This is a genomic window from Povalibacter uvarum (assembly GCF_014202975.1).
GTDB lineage: Bacteria > Pseudomonadota > Gammaproteobacteria > Steroidobacterales > Steroidobacteraceae > Steroidobacter > Steroidobacter uvarum.
In genome coordinates this window covers 258,106-275,066 of the sequence record NZ_JACHHZ010000001.1, presented here as the reverse complement: position 1 = coordinate 275,066, position 16,961 = coordinate 258,106, and the positions used below count along the sequence as shown (strand labels likewise).

Sequence of the window (16,961 nt, the reverse complement as noted above, 5' to 3'; positions counted from 1 at the left end):
TGCGCCTCACACGGGAAAATCCCGGGTCTTGATCAGGGTTCGCGCCCGCATGATGAACTGTTGCGGATCGTGCGGCGTGATGACGATCGTGCGCTGCGGATAGCGCAGGACGATCGCCCGCGACGGATCGGTTGCCAGCGCGCGAAAGCGACCGAGCTTGCGGTTCCAGAACTCGCCGCTGAACGAGAACAGGCCGCCGTTGCCGAAGACCCGGAATGCTCCCTGCATCGCATGCGCATCGCCGGTCACCGAATGCAATCCGTCGAGAGTCAGTCGCGTCCGCCAGACCAGACGTTTTACGAAGATGGCGTCCTGCGTCAGGACGTAGCCGCGGACGGTAAAGAACAAGGCTGCGACCAGAATGATCGCCGGCACGCTGACCGCAACGATTTTCACGACCGGTTCGCTGCCGCCGAAGACGAGAATCCCCGCCGTGACGACAAAGATCAGTCCCACGGTCAGAACCGTTGCCGTCTTCAGCACCTTCCCCCACGGCGCCCCGAATTCGATCTGCTGCATCATCGCGGCACGAAGATTTTTCCGGGATTCATGATGCCGGCGGGATCCCACGCGGTCTTGATCGAGCGCATGAGATCGATGACCTCGGAACCGTATTCCTGAACGAGCTTCGCGCGCTTGCCGATGCCGATACCATGTTCGCCCGTGCAGGTGCCCCCGACATGCAATGCGCGATCGATCATCGCGTCGTAGACCTCATCCGCACGACGCCGTTCATCCGGGACCGCCGGATCGAGGAGGAACATGACATGGAAGTTGCCGTCGCCGACGTGACCCACGATCAAGGCCAGCAAGCCTGCTGCGTCCACATCCCGCCGTGCCGCGGCCACCGCTTCCGCGAGCTGAGAGATCGGCACGCATACATCGGCGATCAGGCAGTCCGCGCCGGGTCGGAACGCTCGCGCCGCGAAGTACGCCGAGTGCCTGGCCTTCCAGAGGCGCGCACGCTCGCTCTGTTCGGTCGCCCACTGGAAGGCAGCACCCCCGTGTGAGCGTGCAATCGCTTCCGCCTGCTCGATCTGGGGCGCAAGCGCATCACTGGTGCCGTGGAATTCCAGGAACAGCGTCGGCTGTTCCGGCATCGACAGCTGCGAATACTTGTTGCTCGCGCGTAACTGATACTCGTCGACGAACTCCATGCGAGCCACCGACACACCTGACTGAATGATCTCGACGACCGTATCGACGGCGCCTGGCAGATCGGGAAACACGCACGTTGCCGCGGACATCGTTTCCGGGATGCCGTAGAGCCGCAGCGTGATCTCGGTGATGATCCCGAGCGTTCCCTCCGCGCCGATGAACAACCGGACGAGGTCGTAGCCGGTTGATGATTTTGCCGCACGCGTTCCGACTCGCACGACGCGTCCGTCGGCGAGCACGACCTGCAAGGCGAGCACGTTTCGGGTCATCGCGCCGTAACGAATCGTCGTTGTACCCGACGCGCGCGTCGAAGCCATGCCGCCAATGCTCGCGTTCGCGCCCGGATCCACCGGGAAAAACAATCCTGTATCGCGCAGATAGTTGTTCAGTTGTTCGCGCGTAACACCAGGCTGAACCACGCAGTCCGCGTCCGCTTCGCGAACCTGCAGCACCTGGTTCATCCGCGAAAGATCCAGGCAAATGCCGCCGTACGGCGCGCTGACGTGACCTTCGAGCGAAGTCCCGGCGCCAAAGGCAATCACTGGCACCTCGTGCGCGGCACAGGTCTTCACGATCCTGCTGACTTCCTCGGTCGTCTCCGGCCAGACGACTGCATCAGGCGAGTACGTGCGCAGGGACGCTTCGCCATGCCCGTGCTGCTCGCGTACGGTTTCGTTCACGCTCAGGCGCGAACCCAGCCATTCGCTCAGCTCGCGTACGACACGCTGCGCACGCTCTCGTCCCGAAGGGCTCAGGAACCTGGAGACAAATTCATCAGAGGCCGCGGGATCACTCATCAGGCTCTCTCCGACCGTCAACCGCCAACCTTCAGAATGATCTTTCCTTTGTGCGTACTGCTCTCCATGTGGGCGTGAGCCGCCGGCGCATCCGCGAGATCGAACACCTTGTCGACGACGGGACGCAGCGTGCCATCCGCGATCAGGGGCCAGACGTGCTGCAGGAGTCTCTGCTTCATCTCGCGCTTGAACTCGACGGCACGCGTGCGCAGCGTCGAGCCCGTCACGACGAGACGTTGCTGCATGATCCGCAGGACGTCGATCTCCCCTTTCGCACCGCCCTGTGTCGCAATCATGACCAGGCGTCCTTCGGTCGCAAGCACCTGCAGATTGCGCGCGACGTAGCTGCCGCCAACCATGTCGAGAACGACGTTGACGCCCTTGTTCGCAGTCAGCGCCGCAATCTCCGCAACGAAGTCCTGGGTCTTGTAATTGATGGCGCGAGTCGCACCGAGCTGTTCGCAGAAGCTCGCCTTGTCATCGGTACCGACCGTCGTGAACACCGTGCTGCCGAGCGCCTTCGCGAGCTGGATCGCTGAGATGCCGATGCCGCTGGACCCGCCGTGCACGAGGAGTGTTTCGCCGCGCTGCAATCGTCCGAACTCGTAGAGATTGCTCCACACCGTGAAGTAGGTTTCGGGCAGCGACGCCGCTTCGATGAAGTCGAGCGACCCAGGAATGGGCAACACCTGCCCGACATTGACAGCGACGTATTCGGAATAGCCGCCGCCCTGCAGCAAGGCGCAGACACGATCGCCGACTTTGAATTCGCGAACATTGCGCCCGGCCGCTGCGACTGTCCCCGCAGCTTCGAGGCCGGGATTGGGCGGCGCGCCCGGAGGAGACGGATAGGCGCCGCGGCGCTGCAGGACATCGGCCCGATTCAGGCCGGCCGCGGCAACCCTGATCAGGACATCATCATCGCCGAAGGCGGGTACCGGGCGTTCGGCGAGCGTGAGCGCGTCCGGGCCGCCGGGCTTCGGCACGTCGATCACACGCATGGCGGAGGGAATGGCAGTCATCGTCGGTCACTCGTAACGGGTCGGGGTCATTCTGCCCCGACGCCCGCCACTCGTCACCCGCGATGACTGCCCACGACGATTGCCCGCCGTGCGCGGGCTCAATCAGTTCGTCTTGACGCCCTCGCCCTTCAGGTCTTCGAGCCCGCCCAGGTCGACTTGCGACACGGCATCCTTCAGATCGTCGATGCTGCCGGCGCTGCCGCTCACCTTGACCGTGAAGCGATCGCCGACAACGGTCGCGTACTCGCCGCTGTCGCCGTGCCATTCCTCGTGAATGATGCGTCCATCTTCACGGTAGGTTTTCTCGTAACCGCTGCCGGTCTGCTTTTCGCCTTCGACGCCCGCCCAGCCCGCGAAAGCCAGCAGCCCCTTCGCGGAGCCCGTGTCCGTGATTTCGAGCCGCAGGGTCTCACCGGCTTCGTTCGCGTAGGAGGCGCGCGCTTCGGAGATCTGCAGTCCCATCGCGGCGTTGCGCTCGACCGAAACGTCACCGCGAGTGCGGCCGTCGAGCGACTCGGGCAGGAACGCCTTGAGACGATCCGGCTCGAGGGATTCCACGTTACCGCCGCCAAGCGCCGCACCCATCAGGGCCTTCATGGCATCGGCCTGCGCCTGCTGATTGCCCGACTTCTCCGCGGCCTCCATCTGCTTGCCGGCCTTCTCGACTTCCTTGCTCCACTGCTCGAGCTTGCCGAGCGAGCTGTCCTTGTCGAACTGGACGTCGTCGCCGCCGGAGCTGAACGTGGCGCCCGACATCACCGAACTGACACCGCTCACGGCGCCGGCCACGATACCGATGACGAAGCCCAGAACGATCGCGATGATGATGGCCACCACCGTGTAGCCCGGCGCTTTCTCCTGCGGGCACTTCATCGTGTGGGGCAGACCGAGATAGAGCAGATAGATGCCGTAGATGCCGCCGGCCAGCATCACCAGCCAGCCGATCCACGGCAGGAAGTGCGCGAAGCCCGCAACCCAGCTTGCGGTGTAGGCGTAGGCAACGGTCTTGAGCGCCTGGGTCTGGTCCTTCTGTCCGCCGAACGACGGCGCCAGCGCATCGATGATGAGCGCCATGACGAAGACCATCACGAGCGACAGGCCGTAGGTCACGAGCATGTTGACGAGCCCCGCGCCGAAGCCGATCCGGATGGTGCCCGCGAACGGAATGCTGATTCCGATCACACTCATCTTGATGAACCCGACGATCGCCGGAATCGCAGCGAGCAGGAGGATGTAGTTCTTGTAGAGATCCGCCGTCGTCGCGGGTTCGCCCGCGATCACCGGCCATTCGGTCTTGGGCGTCAGCAGAATGGCTTTGACGCGCGCAATCAGCTTGTTGAAGTCCACGCAGGGCCTCCCCGTTTTGGTTGGTATCGGACGCGGCGAATCTTACGCCGGCGGATTCGGGTTGGCTCTGGCCCCAAAGAGCCAGAGCTGACCGCGCTGCGGAGCGCGCTACGGAGATGCGGGAGGGCTGCTGGCTACTGGCTGCTGGCCAGACCGGGGATCGGAGGCGGCTGTTTGCGCTGGTTGTGGGTCCGACTTTAGTCGGACGTCATGCCGAAGGCATGCTTCGCATTACGTCCGGCTAAAGCCGGACCCATAGGCGAAGCATCCGTCACTCCCGCGCAAGCGGGAGTCCATCTGGAGAAAGGCATGGATTCCCGCTTTCGCGGGAATGACGAAGTGACTAGCTGGCTAGCCGGCTAATGGCTAGCCGGCTTCTTCTTCGGGATATACAGGTCCGTCAGCGTCCCTTCGAACGCTTCCGCCGCCATTCCGACCGTCTCCGACAGCGTCGGATGCGGATGCACGGTCAATCCGATATCCGCGGCGTCGCAGCCCATCTCGATGGCCAACGCGACTTCCGCGATCAGATCGCCTGCATTGGGCCCGACGAGGCCGGCGCCCAGGACGCGATGCGTCTGCTTGTCGAAGAGAAGCTTGGTGAGGCCTTCGTCGCGGCCCAGCGTGAGCGAACGTGCGTTCGCCGCCCACGGGAAGCTCGCCTTCTCGTAGTCGATGCCCTTCGCCTTGGCGTCCGTCTCGGTGAGACCCACCCACGCGATCTCGGGATCCGTGTAGGCGACGGACGGAATCACGCGTGCATCGAAGAAGCTCTTCTCGCCGTAAGCCACTTCGGCTGCGACCTTGCCTTCATGCGACGCTTTGTGTGCCAGCATCGGCTGGCCGACGATGTCGCCGATCGCGAAGATGTGCGGCACGTTGGTGCGCATCTGCTTGTCGACGGGAATGAAGCCTCGTTCGTTCACCGTGACGCCTGCTGCTTCGGCGTTGATGCGCTTGCCGTTCGGGCTGCGGCCCACGGCAACCAGAACCTTGTCGTAGACCTGCGGCTCGGGCGCCTTCTCGCCTTCGAAAGTGACCTTGAGACCTTCCTTCAGCGCCTCGACCTTCGCGCACTTCGTCTTCACGAGAATCTGCTCGTAGCGCTTCGCGATGCGCTTCTCGAGCGGGCGCACCAGGTCGCGATCGCATCCGGGAATCAGACCGTCGGTCAGCTCGACGACGCTCACCTTCGTTCCCAGGGCAGCGTAAACCGTCGCCATCTCGAGGCCGATGATGCCGCCGCCGACGACGAGCAGGCGCTTTGGCAGATCGAGTTCGAGTGCGCCGGTGGAATCGATGATGCGCGGGTCGTCCGGCAATCCCGGCAGGCGGATCGATTCAGAGCCGGCTGCGATGACGCAATTCGCGAAGGAGACTTTGCGTCCGCCGGACTTCGGCGCCGATTGCTGTCCGACCGCCGTGGCGGTATCGCTGACTTCGATCTCATGCGGCGACGTGAACACACCCGTGCCGCGAATGATCTCGACCTTGCGCTGCTTCGACATCATCGCCAGACCACCAGTCAGACGACCGACGACCTTGCTCTTCCAGTCGAGGAGCTTCGTGCGGTCGATCTGCGGCTTGCCGAAGCTGATGCCCGCGACGTGCATCTCTTCCGCGTCTTCGATGACCTTCGCGGCGTGCAGCAATGCCTTCGAGGGAATACAACCGACGTTGAGGCAGACGCCGCCGAGCGTCGGCCAGCGTTCGACCAGCGCGACCTTCATGCCGAGATCGGCAGCACGGAACGCTGCGGTGTAGCCGCCCGGACCGGCACCGAGCACGACGACATCGAAGTCATAGCTCTTCTGCTCACCCGTGGATTTCGCCGGAGCCGCTGCCGGCGCAGGCTTGGCTGCCGTTGCACCCGACGGAGGTGGTGGCACAGGCTCGATACCGCGCACGAGCGTTTCGGTGAACGTCTTGTCGTCCTTCGGTGCGGCCTTCGGCGCCTCGGCGCCCGCCTCCACCGTGACCACGACGCTGCCCTTGGAAACACGATCGCCTTTCTTTACGGCAACCGATTTGACGACACCGGCCGCGGACGACGGCACATCCATCGTCGCCTTCTCGGTCTCGAGCGTCAGCAACGGCGTTTCCAGGTCGATCTTGTCGCCCGGCTTCACCAGCACGTCGATGACTTCGACCTCTTTGAAGTCACCGAGGTCAGGAATCAGTACATCAGTTGCCATCGTCTTCGTGTCTCTTCTCTGGCTACTCGCTCGCAGCTAGCGGCTCGCGGCTTCTCTTACGGCACCGCCTCGAGCAATCCCTTCGCATCCGCGAGGGCATTGCCGAGGAACGTCGTAAAGCGCGCGCCTGCCGCGCCGTCGATCACGCGATGGTCGTAGGCGAACGTGAACGGCAGGATCAGCCGCGGCACGAACTGACCGTCCTTGTAGACAGGCTTCATCGACGAACGCGCGACGCCGAGGATTGCGACTTCCGGTGCGTTGATGATCGGCGTGAACGACGTGCCTCCGATGCCGCCCAGGCTCGACACCGTGAAGCTCGCGCCCTGCATTTCGGTCGCGCTCAACTTGCCTTCGCGGGCCTTGGCCGAGAGCGTGGCGAGATCGCGCGCGATCTCGTAGACGTCCTTGCGATTGGCATCGCGAATCACCGGCACGACCAGCCCGTTCGGCGTGTCCGCCGCGAATCCAAGGTGGATGTACTTCTTCATCACCAGGTTCTGTCCGGCGCCGTCGAGGGAGCTGTTGACGGTCGGGAATTCCTGCAGCGCTTTGACGCAGGCACGCAGGATGAACGCGAGCGGCGTGAGCTTGACGCCTTCCTTCGAAGCCTTGTCCTTCAGTCGATTGCGCTCGGCTTCCAGTTCCGTGATGTCGGCTTCGTCCATCTGCCACACGTGCGGGACGTTGAGCCAGCTTGCCTGCAGACGGGGACCCGAAATCTTCTGAATGCGACCGAGCGGTTTGACTTCGACCGCACCGAACTTCGAGAAATCGACTTCTGGAATCTTCGGCAGGCCCGCGCCGATGCCTGCTGCCGCGCCGCCCGATGTGAGCGTCTGCTTGACCCAGCCTTTGACGTCCTCTGGCGTGATGCGACCTTTGAGTCCGCTGCCTTTGACGCGCGTCAGATCGACACCGAGCTCGCGAGCGAATCGACGAACCGACGGGCTTGCATGTGCGCGTGAGAAGCCTGCTTCGTCGATCGGCGGCAATCCTGATGACGACACAGGCGCGGGAGCTTGAGGCGCAGGAGCTGCTGCCGCTGGCGCGGGGGCCTTCGGTGCTGCTGGCTCTGCTTTCGCAGGCGCCGCAGCTGCCGGTGCAGCGGATGGAGCGGCGCCGCCGCCTTCGACAGTGAGAATCACGCTGCCCTTGGAGACGCGATCGCCCTTCTTCAACGCGACCGACTTCACGACACCCGCGCCCGTCGAGGGCACGTCCATCGTTGCCTTCTCGGTCTCGAGCGTGAGCAGCGGCGTATCGACGGAAATCTTGTCGCCCGCCTTCACGAGCACGTCGATGACTTCGACGTCGTGGAAGTCGCCGAGATCAGGCACCGCAACTTCGGACACTCCACCTGCCGGAGCAGTGGGAGCAGCCTTTGCACTCGGCGCAGCAGCCTGTGCGGGAGATGCCGGCGCCGCAGCCGCCTCAGCTTTCGCAGGCTTCTGTTCAGGCGCTTTGGCTGCAGGCTGGTCACCCGCCGCAGCCTCGAGCTCGAGCACGACACTGCCTTTGGATACGCGATCGCCCTTCTTCACCGCGATCGACTTCACGGTGCCGGCGCTGGATGAAGGCACATCCATCGTCGCCTTCTCGGTCTCGAGCGTGAGCAGCGGCGTATCGACGTCGATCTTGTCGCCCGGCTTCACGAGGACGTCGATCACTTCGACATCGTGAAAATCGCCGAGATCGGGAACGGTGATTTGAGGCATAGAAGAAGGAGAGAAGCGGTTAGCGGTTAGCGGTTAGCGGTTGGTTCAGAATCGGAAGAACGGTTGGCGTGCAGGGGCTTCGGCTCTGGACTAACCGCTAACCGCCAACCGCTAACCGCTTCTTCTTTCTTCACTGCGTCACCGGATTCGGCTTCGCCGGGTCGATGTTGAACTTCTTCATGGCGGCCTTGACGGTCGCCATGTCGAGTTTGCCTTCGTCGGCCAGCGCGCGCAGCGATGCGACGACGATGTGAGGAGCATCGACCTCGAAGTGATGTCGCAACTGCTCGCGATTGTCGCTGCGGCCGTAGCCGTCCGTGCCCAGCACCACGTAGCGTCCCGGCACCCACTGACGGATCTGGTCAGCGAGGATCTTCATGTAGTCAGTCGCCGCAATGAAAGGTCCCGTGCGGTCGCCGAAGCACTCGCGAACGTACGGTTGCTTCGCCGGCTTGTCCGGATTCAGGCCATTGGTGCGCTCGACATCGAGTGCTTCGCGGCGCAGTTCGGAGAAGCTCGGCACACTGAAGATGTCGGCAGGCACGCCGTAGTCCTTCTCGAGGATCTCGGCCGCCTTGATGACTTCGTTGAGGATCGTGCCGGCGCCGAGCAGGTTCACGCGAACCTTGCCCTTGCCGCCGCCCTGCAGCAGATACATGCCTTTGAGAATGCCCTGCTCCGCGCCTTTCGGCATCGCGGGGTGCAGGTAGTTCTCGTTCATGCAGGTGATGTAATAGAAGATGTCTTCCTGGTCCGCATACATGCGACGCAGACCGTCCTGCACGATCACTGCGAGCTCATAAGCGAACGTCGGATCGTACGAGACGCAGTTGGGCACAGTGGACGACATCAGGTGGCTATGGCCGTCCTGGTGCTGCAGGCCTTCGCCCGCGAGCGTCGTGCGACCCGCGGTTGCACCGACGAGGAAACCGCGAGCCTGGCTGTCGCCGGCCGCCCAGATGAAATCGCCGACGCGCTGGAAACCGAACATCGAATAGAAGATGTAGAACGGCACCATGTTCACGTTGTGGTTCGCATAGGCCGTGCCTGCTGCGACGAACGACGACAATGCGCCGCCCTCGTTGATGCCCTCTTCCAGGATCTGACCCTTCTTGTCCTCTTTGTAGAACATGAGCTGGTCGGAATCCTGCGGCGTGTAGAGCTGGCCCATCGACGAATAGATGCCGATCTGGCGGAACATGCCTTCCATGCCGAATGTGCGGGCTTCGTCGGGGATGATCGGCACGATGTGCTGGCCGACGTTCTTGTCCTTCACCAGCGTCTGCAGGATCCGCACGAGCGCCATCGTCGTCGAGATTTCGCGATCGCCAGAGCTCTGCAGCAGCGCATCGAATGCCGACAGCTCCGGCACCTTCAGCGACGGTGCAGTGCTGCGACGCTGCGGGATCGAGCCGCCGAGCAGCCCACGGCGCTCGCGCAGATATTTCATTTCGGGGCTGTCGTCGGCCGGTCGCTTGAACGACGCCTGCGACAGTTCTTCATCGGTGAGATCGATGAAGATGCGCTTGCTGAACTCGCGCAGCGCCTCGTCATCGAGCTTCTTCTGCTGGTGAGTCGGGTTCTGGCTCTCGCCCCAGCGACCCATGAGGTAGCCCTTCACCGTCTTCGCGAGAATGACGGTGGGCTTGCCGTTCTGTGCGGAAGCGACGTTGTACGCGTTCCACACCTTCTTGTAGTCGTGACCGCCGCGGTTCAGGCGCCAGATCTCGTCGTCCGACATCGTCGCGACCATTTCCTTCAGCTCGGGATACTTGCCGAAGAAGTTCTCGCGCGTGTACGCACCGCCCTTCGCCTTGAAGTTCTGGTATTCGCCGTCGACGCACTCTTCCATTACGCGACGAAGCAGTCCCTTCGTATCGCGTGCGATGAGCGGATCCCAGCGCGAACCCCAGATGACCTTGACGACGTTCCAGCCGGCACCGAGGAACGCAGCTTCGAGTTCCTGGATGATCTTGCCGTTGCCGCGAACCGGACCATCGAGACGCTGCAGGTTGCAGTTGATGACGAAGACGAGATTGTCGAGCTTCTCGCGCACCGGCATGGTGATCGCGCCCATCGATTCAGGCTCGTCCATTTCCCCGTCGCCGAGGAACGCCCAGATCTTGCGATCCGTCTCCGGCACGATGCCGCGGTGCTCGAGATAACGCTGAAAGCGGGCCTGGTAGATGGCCATCATCGGGCCGAGACCCATCGACACGGTCGGGTACTGCCAGAAGTCCGGCATCAGCCAGGGATGCGGATACGAGCTCAGGCCCTTCTCGCTCTTCACTTCCTGCCGGAAGTGATCGAGATGTTCGTCGGTCAGCCGGCCTTCGAGCCAGGCGCGGGAATAGATGCCGGGCGATGCGTGGCCCTGGAAATAGATCATGTCGCCCGGATGCTTGTCCGACGGCGCACGCCAGAAGTGATTGAAGCCGACTTCGTAGAGCGTCGCGGCCGATGCGTAGCTTGCGATGTGGCCGCCGTATTCGGAGCTGCGACGGTTGGCGCGAACGACCATCGCCATCGCGTTCCAGCGGATGTACGCCTCGAGGCGCCGCTCGATCGTGCGATCGCCCGGATAGTCTTTTTCCTGGGCGCCTGAGATCGTATTGAGGTACGCCGTGTTCGGCTTGTACGGCAGGTACGCGCCGGAGCGCCGCGCGTGGTCGATCAGACGTTCCAGCAGGAAGTGCGCGCGTTCGGCCCCGTGGGTCTTGAGAACCGAATCGATGGATTCAAGCCATTCCCTGGTTTCCTGCGGGTCCAGATCATCCAACCGGGAGGGTTCAGACATGCGTTTGCTTCTATCGGTGACTGTTTGATCGAAAGCGGATGGAAAGGCCTGCGCAACCGGTGTCAAAAACAGCGCCGGAACACTTGGATTTCGTCACCAGGGGTTTCGTCGCTCGGATGCGGGCGCCGGCACCTACCGCGCCGGGCTTCGGACTCGCTTCATTGCGAGGCACTTCAGGCGCTTGGAGGCTAAATTCCAACCCGCAGAAGAGCCCGCGTATCATCGGAGTTTGCATTTTTGACGTCAAGGAATCGGGCACGTGGAATTGCTTCCCGCAGAGCGCAACGCGCGCATAGAACAGCGAAAAACAAGGCTCAACGAACGGCTGCTGCGTGAGCACGATGGGTCGGTGATCTTTTGCGATGCCTCATCGCAGCCGGACGGGCATTCGCAGGGACCGTCTCTCGCCACCCTGCCCTTCGCCGCGCTGATCGAGAAGCTCCATCGGGAAGCTCAGCGATCCGGCCCCGTCGGCATGATCGCGACGCGCGTTTCGCCCGATGCGCTGCCGCTCACGATCGTCTTCGTCAAACCCACGGCATCCGCATTCGAGCTGCTCACCGCGGCGGCCAGAGCATGGAAGACATTTGCCGGGAGTTCGATACGCAATCTCCTCGTCGCATCGCACGGGCTGGAACCAGCGTTTTCATCACGCGTCCTCGAAGCGATGACCACGGCAGCACTGGCCGCGACCGCGGCAATGCCGGCACTGAAGTCGAAACCGCCCCGACACGTCGACATCGAACGCATCACGCTGAACGGCGAAGGCGGGATCGACGCCGATCGCGTGCTCGCAGTCGACCGCGGCAATCATCTCGCCCGCTGGCTCACGACGCTGCCGCCGAATGTGCTGACGAGCGGCAACTACCGACGTGCGCTTACGACGCTTGCACGTAGATGTGGGTGGGGATTCTCGTTCTTCAATGAGGCTGCATTGCGGAGGCTCGGCGCCGGAGCCTTCCTGGCCGTAGCACGTGCCAACGAGCATCGGGATGCAGGCATCGTGCGTTTGCGCTATCGCGCTCGCGACCGACGCCGCGTCGCGGGGAAACTCGCACTCGTCGGCAAGGGAATCTGCTTCGACACCGGCGGCATCAACCTGAAGCCGCACAAAAGCATGTATCAGATGCACGAGGACATGCAGGGCAGCGCCGTTGCCGTCGGCACGTTGCGCGCGCTGACCGATCTCGACGCCCCCTATGACATCGACTGCTGGCTCGCGTTGACGGAGAACGAAATCGGACCGCGGGCATATCGGCCACAGGAAGTCATTCGCGCCTCCAACGGCGTGACGATACAAGTGGTTCACAGCGACGCCGAGGGCCGGATGGCATTGGCGGACACGCTCGCGCTCGCCACGCGCGAGAAGCCGTCGCTCGTCATCGATTACGCGACACTCACCGGCGCCTGCGTCATGGCACTCACGGAACGCTTCAGCGGCGCATTCACCAACCGCCCGGATTGGCGCACGCAGATCGAGCTCGCGGGCAGGGCGAGCGGCGAGCGCGTCTGGACATTCCCGATGGATGAAGATTTCGACGCCGATCTTGATTCGCCCGTCGCCGATGTCCTGCAGTGCACGCTCGACAGCAAGGGTGATCACATCCTCGCGGCGAGATTCCTCAACCGATTCGTTCCGGCGGAAACGCCCTGGATCCACATCGATCTCGCCGCGAGCAACCGCAGCGGCGGCCTGGGGCACATCCCGACGGACTTCACGGGTTTCGGCGTGAGATACACGACTTCATTGCTGCTGGATCAGCAATTGCTCGGGGATCGGCCGCACAAGAAGGCGACTGGCAAACAGGCTGCTGGTAAGCTGGTCAGACTTCGGAAATGACCGCCCTCTGAGGCTTCTGGCCAGCCAGCCAGCAGCCAGTAGCCAGCAGCCCTCTTCAATGTCCCAACTCACGATCCTGCGTCCCGACGACTGGCATCTGCATGTGCGCGATGGCGCCGCGATGGCGAGCGTCATTCCTTTCACAGCCAGGCAGTTCGCGCGGGCCGTGATCATGCCGAATCTGAAACCGCCGGTGACGACGGTCGCTCAGGCGAAGGCGTATCGCGAACGAATTCTTCAGGCAGTTCCAGCAGGTTCGTCCTTCGAGCCGTTGATGACGCTCTATCTCACCGACAGCACGGCGCCGGAGGAGATTCACGCGGCACGCGCCAGTGGCTTCATCGTCGGCGCGAAACTCTACCCCGCCGGTGCGACCACGCATTCGGATGCGGGCGTGACGTCCATCGAGAAGATCTTCCCCGCCCTCGCGGCGATGGAGGAATCAGGGCTGGTTTTCCAGGTGCACGGCGAGGTGACAGACCAGGACATCGACATCTTCGATCGTGAGTGCGTCTTCATCGACCGCACACTCGCACAGGTCGCGCAGCGCTTTCCCCGCCTGAAGATCGTTTTCGAGCACGTCACGACCCGCGAAGCTGTGCAGTTCGTAACCAGCGCACGGGCCGGCGTCGCAGCGACGATCACGCCGCAACATCTGCTGCTGAACCGCAATGCCATCTTCCAGGGCGGCATCCGGCCGCACAACTACTGCCTGCCGGTGCTCAAGCGCGAGCGGGATCGCCGCGCGCTCGTCGAAGCGGCAACCAGCGACGATCCGCGCTTCTTCCTCGGCACAGACAGCGCGCCGCACGCACGCCATACCAAGGAAACGACCTGCGGATGCGCAGGGATTTTCTCGGCGCACGCCGCCATCGAGCTCTATGCCGAAGCGTTCGAGCTCGCCGGCCGCCTCGATCGTCTCGAAGCGTTCGCATCGCTGCGCGGACCTGATTTCTACGGACTGCCGCGAAACACTTCGCGAATCACGCTCGAACGCTCGGCGTGGTCACCGCCCGCGAGCTATCCGTTCGCAAGCGATGAGCTCATCCCATTCCGCGCGGGCGAAAGCATCGCGTGGCGGCTGACCGGGGGCGCTGCAAATTGAACGACAAGCAGCTGATGTCCCGTCGCTTCCGTGGCTTCCTGCCTGTCGTCGTCGATGTCGAGTGCGGCGGTTTCAATCCAAACACCGATGCCCTGCTCGAAATCGCGGCGGTGCTCGTCGAAATCCAGGGTGATGGCACGCTCAAGACTGGAGAGGGCTGGCGCTATCACGTGCAGCCGTTTCCCGGTGCGAATATCGAAGACGCCTCGCTTGCGGTGAACGGGATCGATCCGCATCACCCGCTGCGGCCCGCGATCCCCGAGAAGGACGCATTGGGCCGCCTGTTCCGCGACATCCGCCAGGCGATGAAGGACAACGACTGCACGCGCGCCGTTCTCGTCGGCCACAACGCGTACTTCGACCTGAATTTTCTGAATGCCGCGGTCGCCCGCACCGGCATCAAGCGCAATCCGTTCCACCCGTTCTCGAGCTTCGACACAGCGACCCTCGCGGGCGTGGTCTACGGACAGACAGTGCTCGCAAAAGCACTACATGCAGCGGGAATCGAATGGGATTCGAATGAGGCGCACTCGGCGCTCTATGATGCCCGGCAGACGGCGGAGCTGTTCTGCCGGGTGTGCAACAAGGTGGGGCCGATCGTCACGGAGTGACGCGTACGCGTCACCCAGCGCGACGCGTCGCGATCACTTCGCTTCCGCGAGCACCTTCTCCAACTCCCCGCTGTTGTACATCTCGATGATGATGTCGGAGCCGCCGATCAGTTCACCGTTGACGTAGAGCTGCGGGTAGGTCGGCCAGTTGGAGTACTGCTTCAGCGCTTCGCGCAGCTCGGGATCTTCGAAGATGTTCACGTGGCCGAACGACGCACCGGCGGCGCTCAACGCCCGAACGGCTGCAGCCGAGAAGCCGCACTGGGGGAAATCCGGCGTGCCCTTCATGTACAGCATGACCGGGTTGGATGAAAGCTGGGATTTGATGCGCTCGATGACGTCCACGGAGGAATACCTCAAAAGGGAAAAGGGTCTAAGGCGAGACCGCGGTGGCGCGATGCAGGCGCCTTTGCTCGGCCTTGCGACAGACTTCGCGCTGCTCGTCGGCCGACATTCGCGACCAGTTGGCGATCTCGTTCAACGCGCGGCCGCAACCCAGACAGACGCCTTCGGTATCGAGCGTGCAGACCTTGGTACACGGCGAAGACACGGTGGGCGGAGGCGGCTGCAGCATGGTGATCGGTGCACGCGCGCGTGCATGCCGTTGAATTATGAGGACCGCCCGCCTATTCTTCAACGCCTCCGGAAAAAGCCTAGGACACCTTAAGGGTTTTCATCCGGATGCCGGGCCGCAGGGCCCGGGCGCCAATAAGAACCGTCCGGCAACGTTCCTCGACTGCTGGGAGACAAGAAATCATGAATCCGCTGACTTCCGTCCGGGGTGCCATCATCACCGGCATCGTGCTCACGATCGTCCTGATCCTGGTGATCACCGGCCAGGGCCCCGAGCTGCAGGGCGTGCATATCGATCGATGGATCCACATCGTGTCCGGCATCACCTGGATCGGCTTGCTCTACTATTTCAACCTCGTCCAGATTCCGGGACTCGCAGCCGCTGCGGCCGATTCCGGCGGTCCGGGCGGCGCTGGCGTCACGAAGTACATCGCGCCTCGCGCGCTGCTCTGGTTCCGTTGGGCGGCTGTCGCGACCTGGATCAGCGGTGCGTACTACCTGGCGTCGGGCTACGGCGATCACGCGAACTTCATCAAGGCGATTACGTTGCAGCCGGGGTTCCGCACGATCGGCATCGGCGCCTGGCTCGGCACGATCATGTTGTTCAATGTGTGGGTCCTCATCTGGCCGAACCAGAAGAAGATCCTCGGCCTCGTTCCAGCGACCGATGCTGAGAAAGCCAGTGCCCGCAAGACTGCGCTGTACGCCTCACGCACGAACTTCATCCTCTCCCTTCCCATGCTGCTTTGCATGGGCGGCCAGAGCCACGGCCTCGGGTTCTGACGTAAGGGAGGGCTCGAGGCGTGAGGCACGAGGCTCGCGCCAGAGCCAGGAAAGGCGCGCTCCCCTCTGGCTCGCGCCTCGTGCCTCACGCCTCGAGCCTCATGCTGTGCTCTAATCCGGCGCATGAGCCCCATCCCATTACCGCCCGATCTCGAAAAGCAGGTCGCGCGCGCCATCGCTGAAGACGTCGGCAACGGCGACCTGACAGCCTCGTTGATTCCCGCCGACAAGAAGGCTCGCGCGACAGTCATCTCGCGCGAACCCGCAGTATTATGCGGTCGTGCGTGGTTCGACGACGTATTCCGCCAGCTCGATCCGCATGTCACAGTTGTCTGGCTGGCCGGTGAAGGTGCGAAGGTCGTCGCCGACCAGACGCTGTGCAAACTCGCAGGCCCGGCGCGTTCGATCCTTACGGGCGAACGAACAGCCCTCAACTTCCTGCAGACACTATCGGCAACAGCAACGCTCACGCGACAGCACGTCGATGCGATCGCGGGAACGTCGACGCGCGTTCTAGATACCCGCAAGACAATTCCGGGTTTGCGTCTCGCGCAGAAGTACGCCGTGCGCTGCGGCGGCGGCGTCAATCACCGCATCGGGCTCTTCGATGCCGTGCTCGTGAAAGAGAATCACATTGCCTCGGCAGGCTCCATCGCAGCCGCCGTGGCGCAAGCGCGCAAGGTTGCCGGGAAAGCCGTCGTCGAAGTGGAAGTCGAGAATCTCGATGAACTGCAGCAGGCACTGGCGACCGACATCGATCGCGTCCTGCTCGACAACTTCAGCCTGGAGTTGCTGCGCGAAGCAGTCGCACTCACTCACGCACGCGTCGGTCGACGCATCGAACTGGAAGCCTCAGGGAACGTATCGCTGCAGACGATCCGGTCAATCGCGGAGACCGGCGTGGACTACATCAGCGTCGGCGGGCTGACGAAGCACGTGCAGGCGGTGGATCTGTCGATGAGATTCAGTCTGGAAGCGTGACGGGCGAAGAAGGTTCTCGGCCCGTCACACATCA

14 protein-coding genes are annotated in these 16,961 nt (G+C 63.1%); 5 read left to right on the top strand and 9 right to left on the bottom strand.

The window, feature by feature from the left end; genetic code table 11:
• Window positions 1-6: 6 nt before the first annotated feature.
• The 7 genes from HNQ60_RS01090 to aceE all read right to left on the bottom strand — a co-directional run bounded on the left by HNQ60_RS01090 (window position 7) and on the right by aceE (window position 11,034).
• Complete coding sequence (locus HNQ60_RS01090) at window positions 7-522, bottom strand: PH domain-containing protein (RefSeq protein WP_184329174.1); 516 nt, start codon at window positions 520-522, stop codon at window positions 7-9.
• A complete protein-coding gene (locus HNQ60_RS01085) occupies window positions 519-1,955 on the bottom strand; it encodes an FAD-binding oxidoreductase (RefSeq protein WP_184329173.1) in 1,437 nt (478 codons plus the stop codon). Before HNQ60_RS01085 ends, HNQ60_RS01090 begins: the two co-directional genes overlap by 4 nt.
• Before the next feature lie 17 nt (window positions 1,956-1,972).
• Window positions 1,973-2,977, bottom strand: coding sequence for an NAD(P)H-quinone oxidoreductase (locus tag HNQ60_RS01080; RefSeq protein WP_246433350.1), 1,005 nt, complete (start codon window positions 2,975-2,977; stop codon window positions 1,973-1,975).
• A 102-nt stretch (window positions 2,978-3,079) separates the two neighbouring features.
• Complete coding sequence (locus tag HNQ60_RS01075) at window positions 3,080-4,324, bottom strand: Yip1 family protein (RefSeq protein ID WP_184329172.1); 1,245 nt, start codon at window positions 4,322-4,324, stop codon at window positions 3,080-3,082.
• Between the two features lie 359 nt (window positions 4,325-4,683).
• Window positions 4,684-6,519 carry a dihydrolipoyl dehydrogenase gene (lpdA, locus tag HNQ60_RS01070; protein WP_184329171.1) on the bottom strand — a complete coding sequence of 612 codons (1,836 nt, stop codon included), beginning with the start codon at window positions 6,517-6,519 and terminating at the stop codon, window positions 4,684-4,686.
• A gap of 56 nt (window positions 6,520-6,575) precedes the next feature.
• Window positions 6,576-8,237 (bottom strand): dihydrolipoyllysine-residue acetyltransferase, encoded by a 1,662-nt coding sequence (gene aceF, locus HNQ60_RS01065; protein ID WP_184329170.1) that lies wholly within the window; start codon window positions 8,235-8,237, stop codon window positions 6,576-6,578.
• Window positions 8,238-8,367: 130 nt separating this feature from the next.
• A complete protein-coding gene (gene aceE, locus HNQ60_RS01060) occupies window positions 8,368-11,034 on the bottom strand; it encodes a pyruvate dehydrogenase (acetyl-transferring), homodimeric type (RefSeq protein ID WP_184329169.1) in 2,667 nt (888 codons plus the stop codon).
• Between the two features lie 259 nt (window positions 11,035-11,293).
• Between aceE and HNQ60_RS01055 the strand changes: the two genes are divergently transcribed.
• Genes HNQ60_RS01055 through rnt form a run of 3 tightly spaced genes read left to right on the top strand, consistent with a single transcriptional unit; the run spans window position 11,294 to window position 14,590 of the window.
• Window positions 11,294-12,874, top strand: a complete 1,581-nt coding sequence (locus HNQ60_RS01055; protein WP_184329168.1) for a M17 family metallopeptidase — start codon at window positions 11,294-11,296, stop codon at window positions 12,872-12,874.
• 58 nt (window positions 12,875-12,932) lie between these two features.
• Window positions 12,933-13,979: a dihydroorotase gene (gene pyrC / locus HNQ60_RS01050; protein WP_184329167.1), complete on the top strand. Its 1,047-nt coding sequence runs from the start codon at window positions 12,933-12,935 to the stop codon at window positions 13,977-13,979.
• Between the two features lie 14 nt (window positions 13,980-13,993).
• A complete protein-coding gene (gene rnt / locus HNQ60_RS01045) occupies window positions 13,994-14,590 on the top strand; it encodes a ribonuclease T (protein ID WP_184329166.1) in 597 nt (198 codons plus the stop codon).
• Window positions 14,591-14,623: 33 nt separating this feature from the next.
• On the opposite strand, the gene grxD is transcribed toward rnt, so the two are convergent.
• Together grxD and HNQ60_RS01035 are read right to left on the bottom strand one after the other, a co-directional pair.
• Complete coding sequence (grxD, locus tag HNQ60_RS01040) at window positions 14,624-14,935, bottom strand: Grx4 family monothiol glutaredoxin (RefSeq protein WP_184329165.1); 312 nt, start codon at window positions 14,933-14,935, stop codon at window positions 14,624-14,626.
• A 28-nt stretch (window positions 14,936-14,963) separates the two neighbouring features.
• On the bottom strand, window positions 14,964-15,164 hold the full coding sequence (locus HNQ60_RS01035; protein WP_184329164.1) for a DUF1289 domain-containing protein: 201 nt from the start codon (window positions 15,162-15,164) through the stop codon (window positions 14,964-14,966).
• Window positions 15,165-15,346: 182 nt separating this feature from the next.
• Here HNQ60_RS01035 and HNQ60_RS01030 point away from each other — a divergent pair, with 182 nt between their 5' ends.
• Complete coding sequence (locus tag HNQ60_RS01030; protein WP_184329163.1) at window positions 15,347-15,946, top strand: urate hydroxylase PuuD; 600 nt, start codon at window positions 15,347-15,349, stop codon at window positions 15,944-15,946.
• Window positions 15,947-16,069: 123 nt separating this feature from the next.
• Window positions 16,070-16,927: a carboxylating nicotinate-nucleotide diphosphorylase gene (gene nadC / locus HNQ60_RS01025; protein ID WP_184329162.1), complete on the top strand. Its 858-nt coding sequence runs from the start codon at window positions 16,070-16,072 to the stop codon at window positions 16,925-16,927.
• Window positions 16,928-16,961 lie beyond the last annotated feature (34 nt).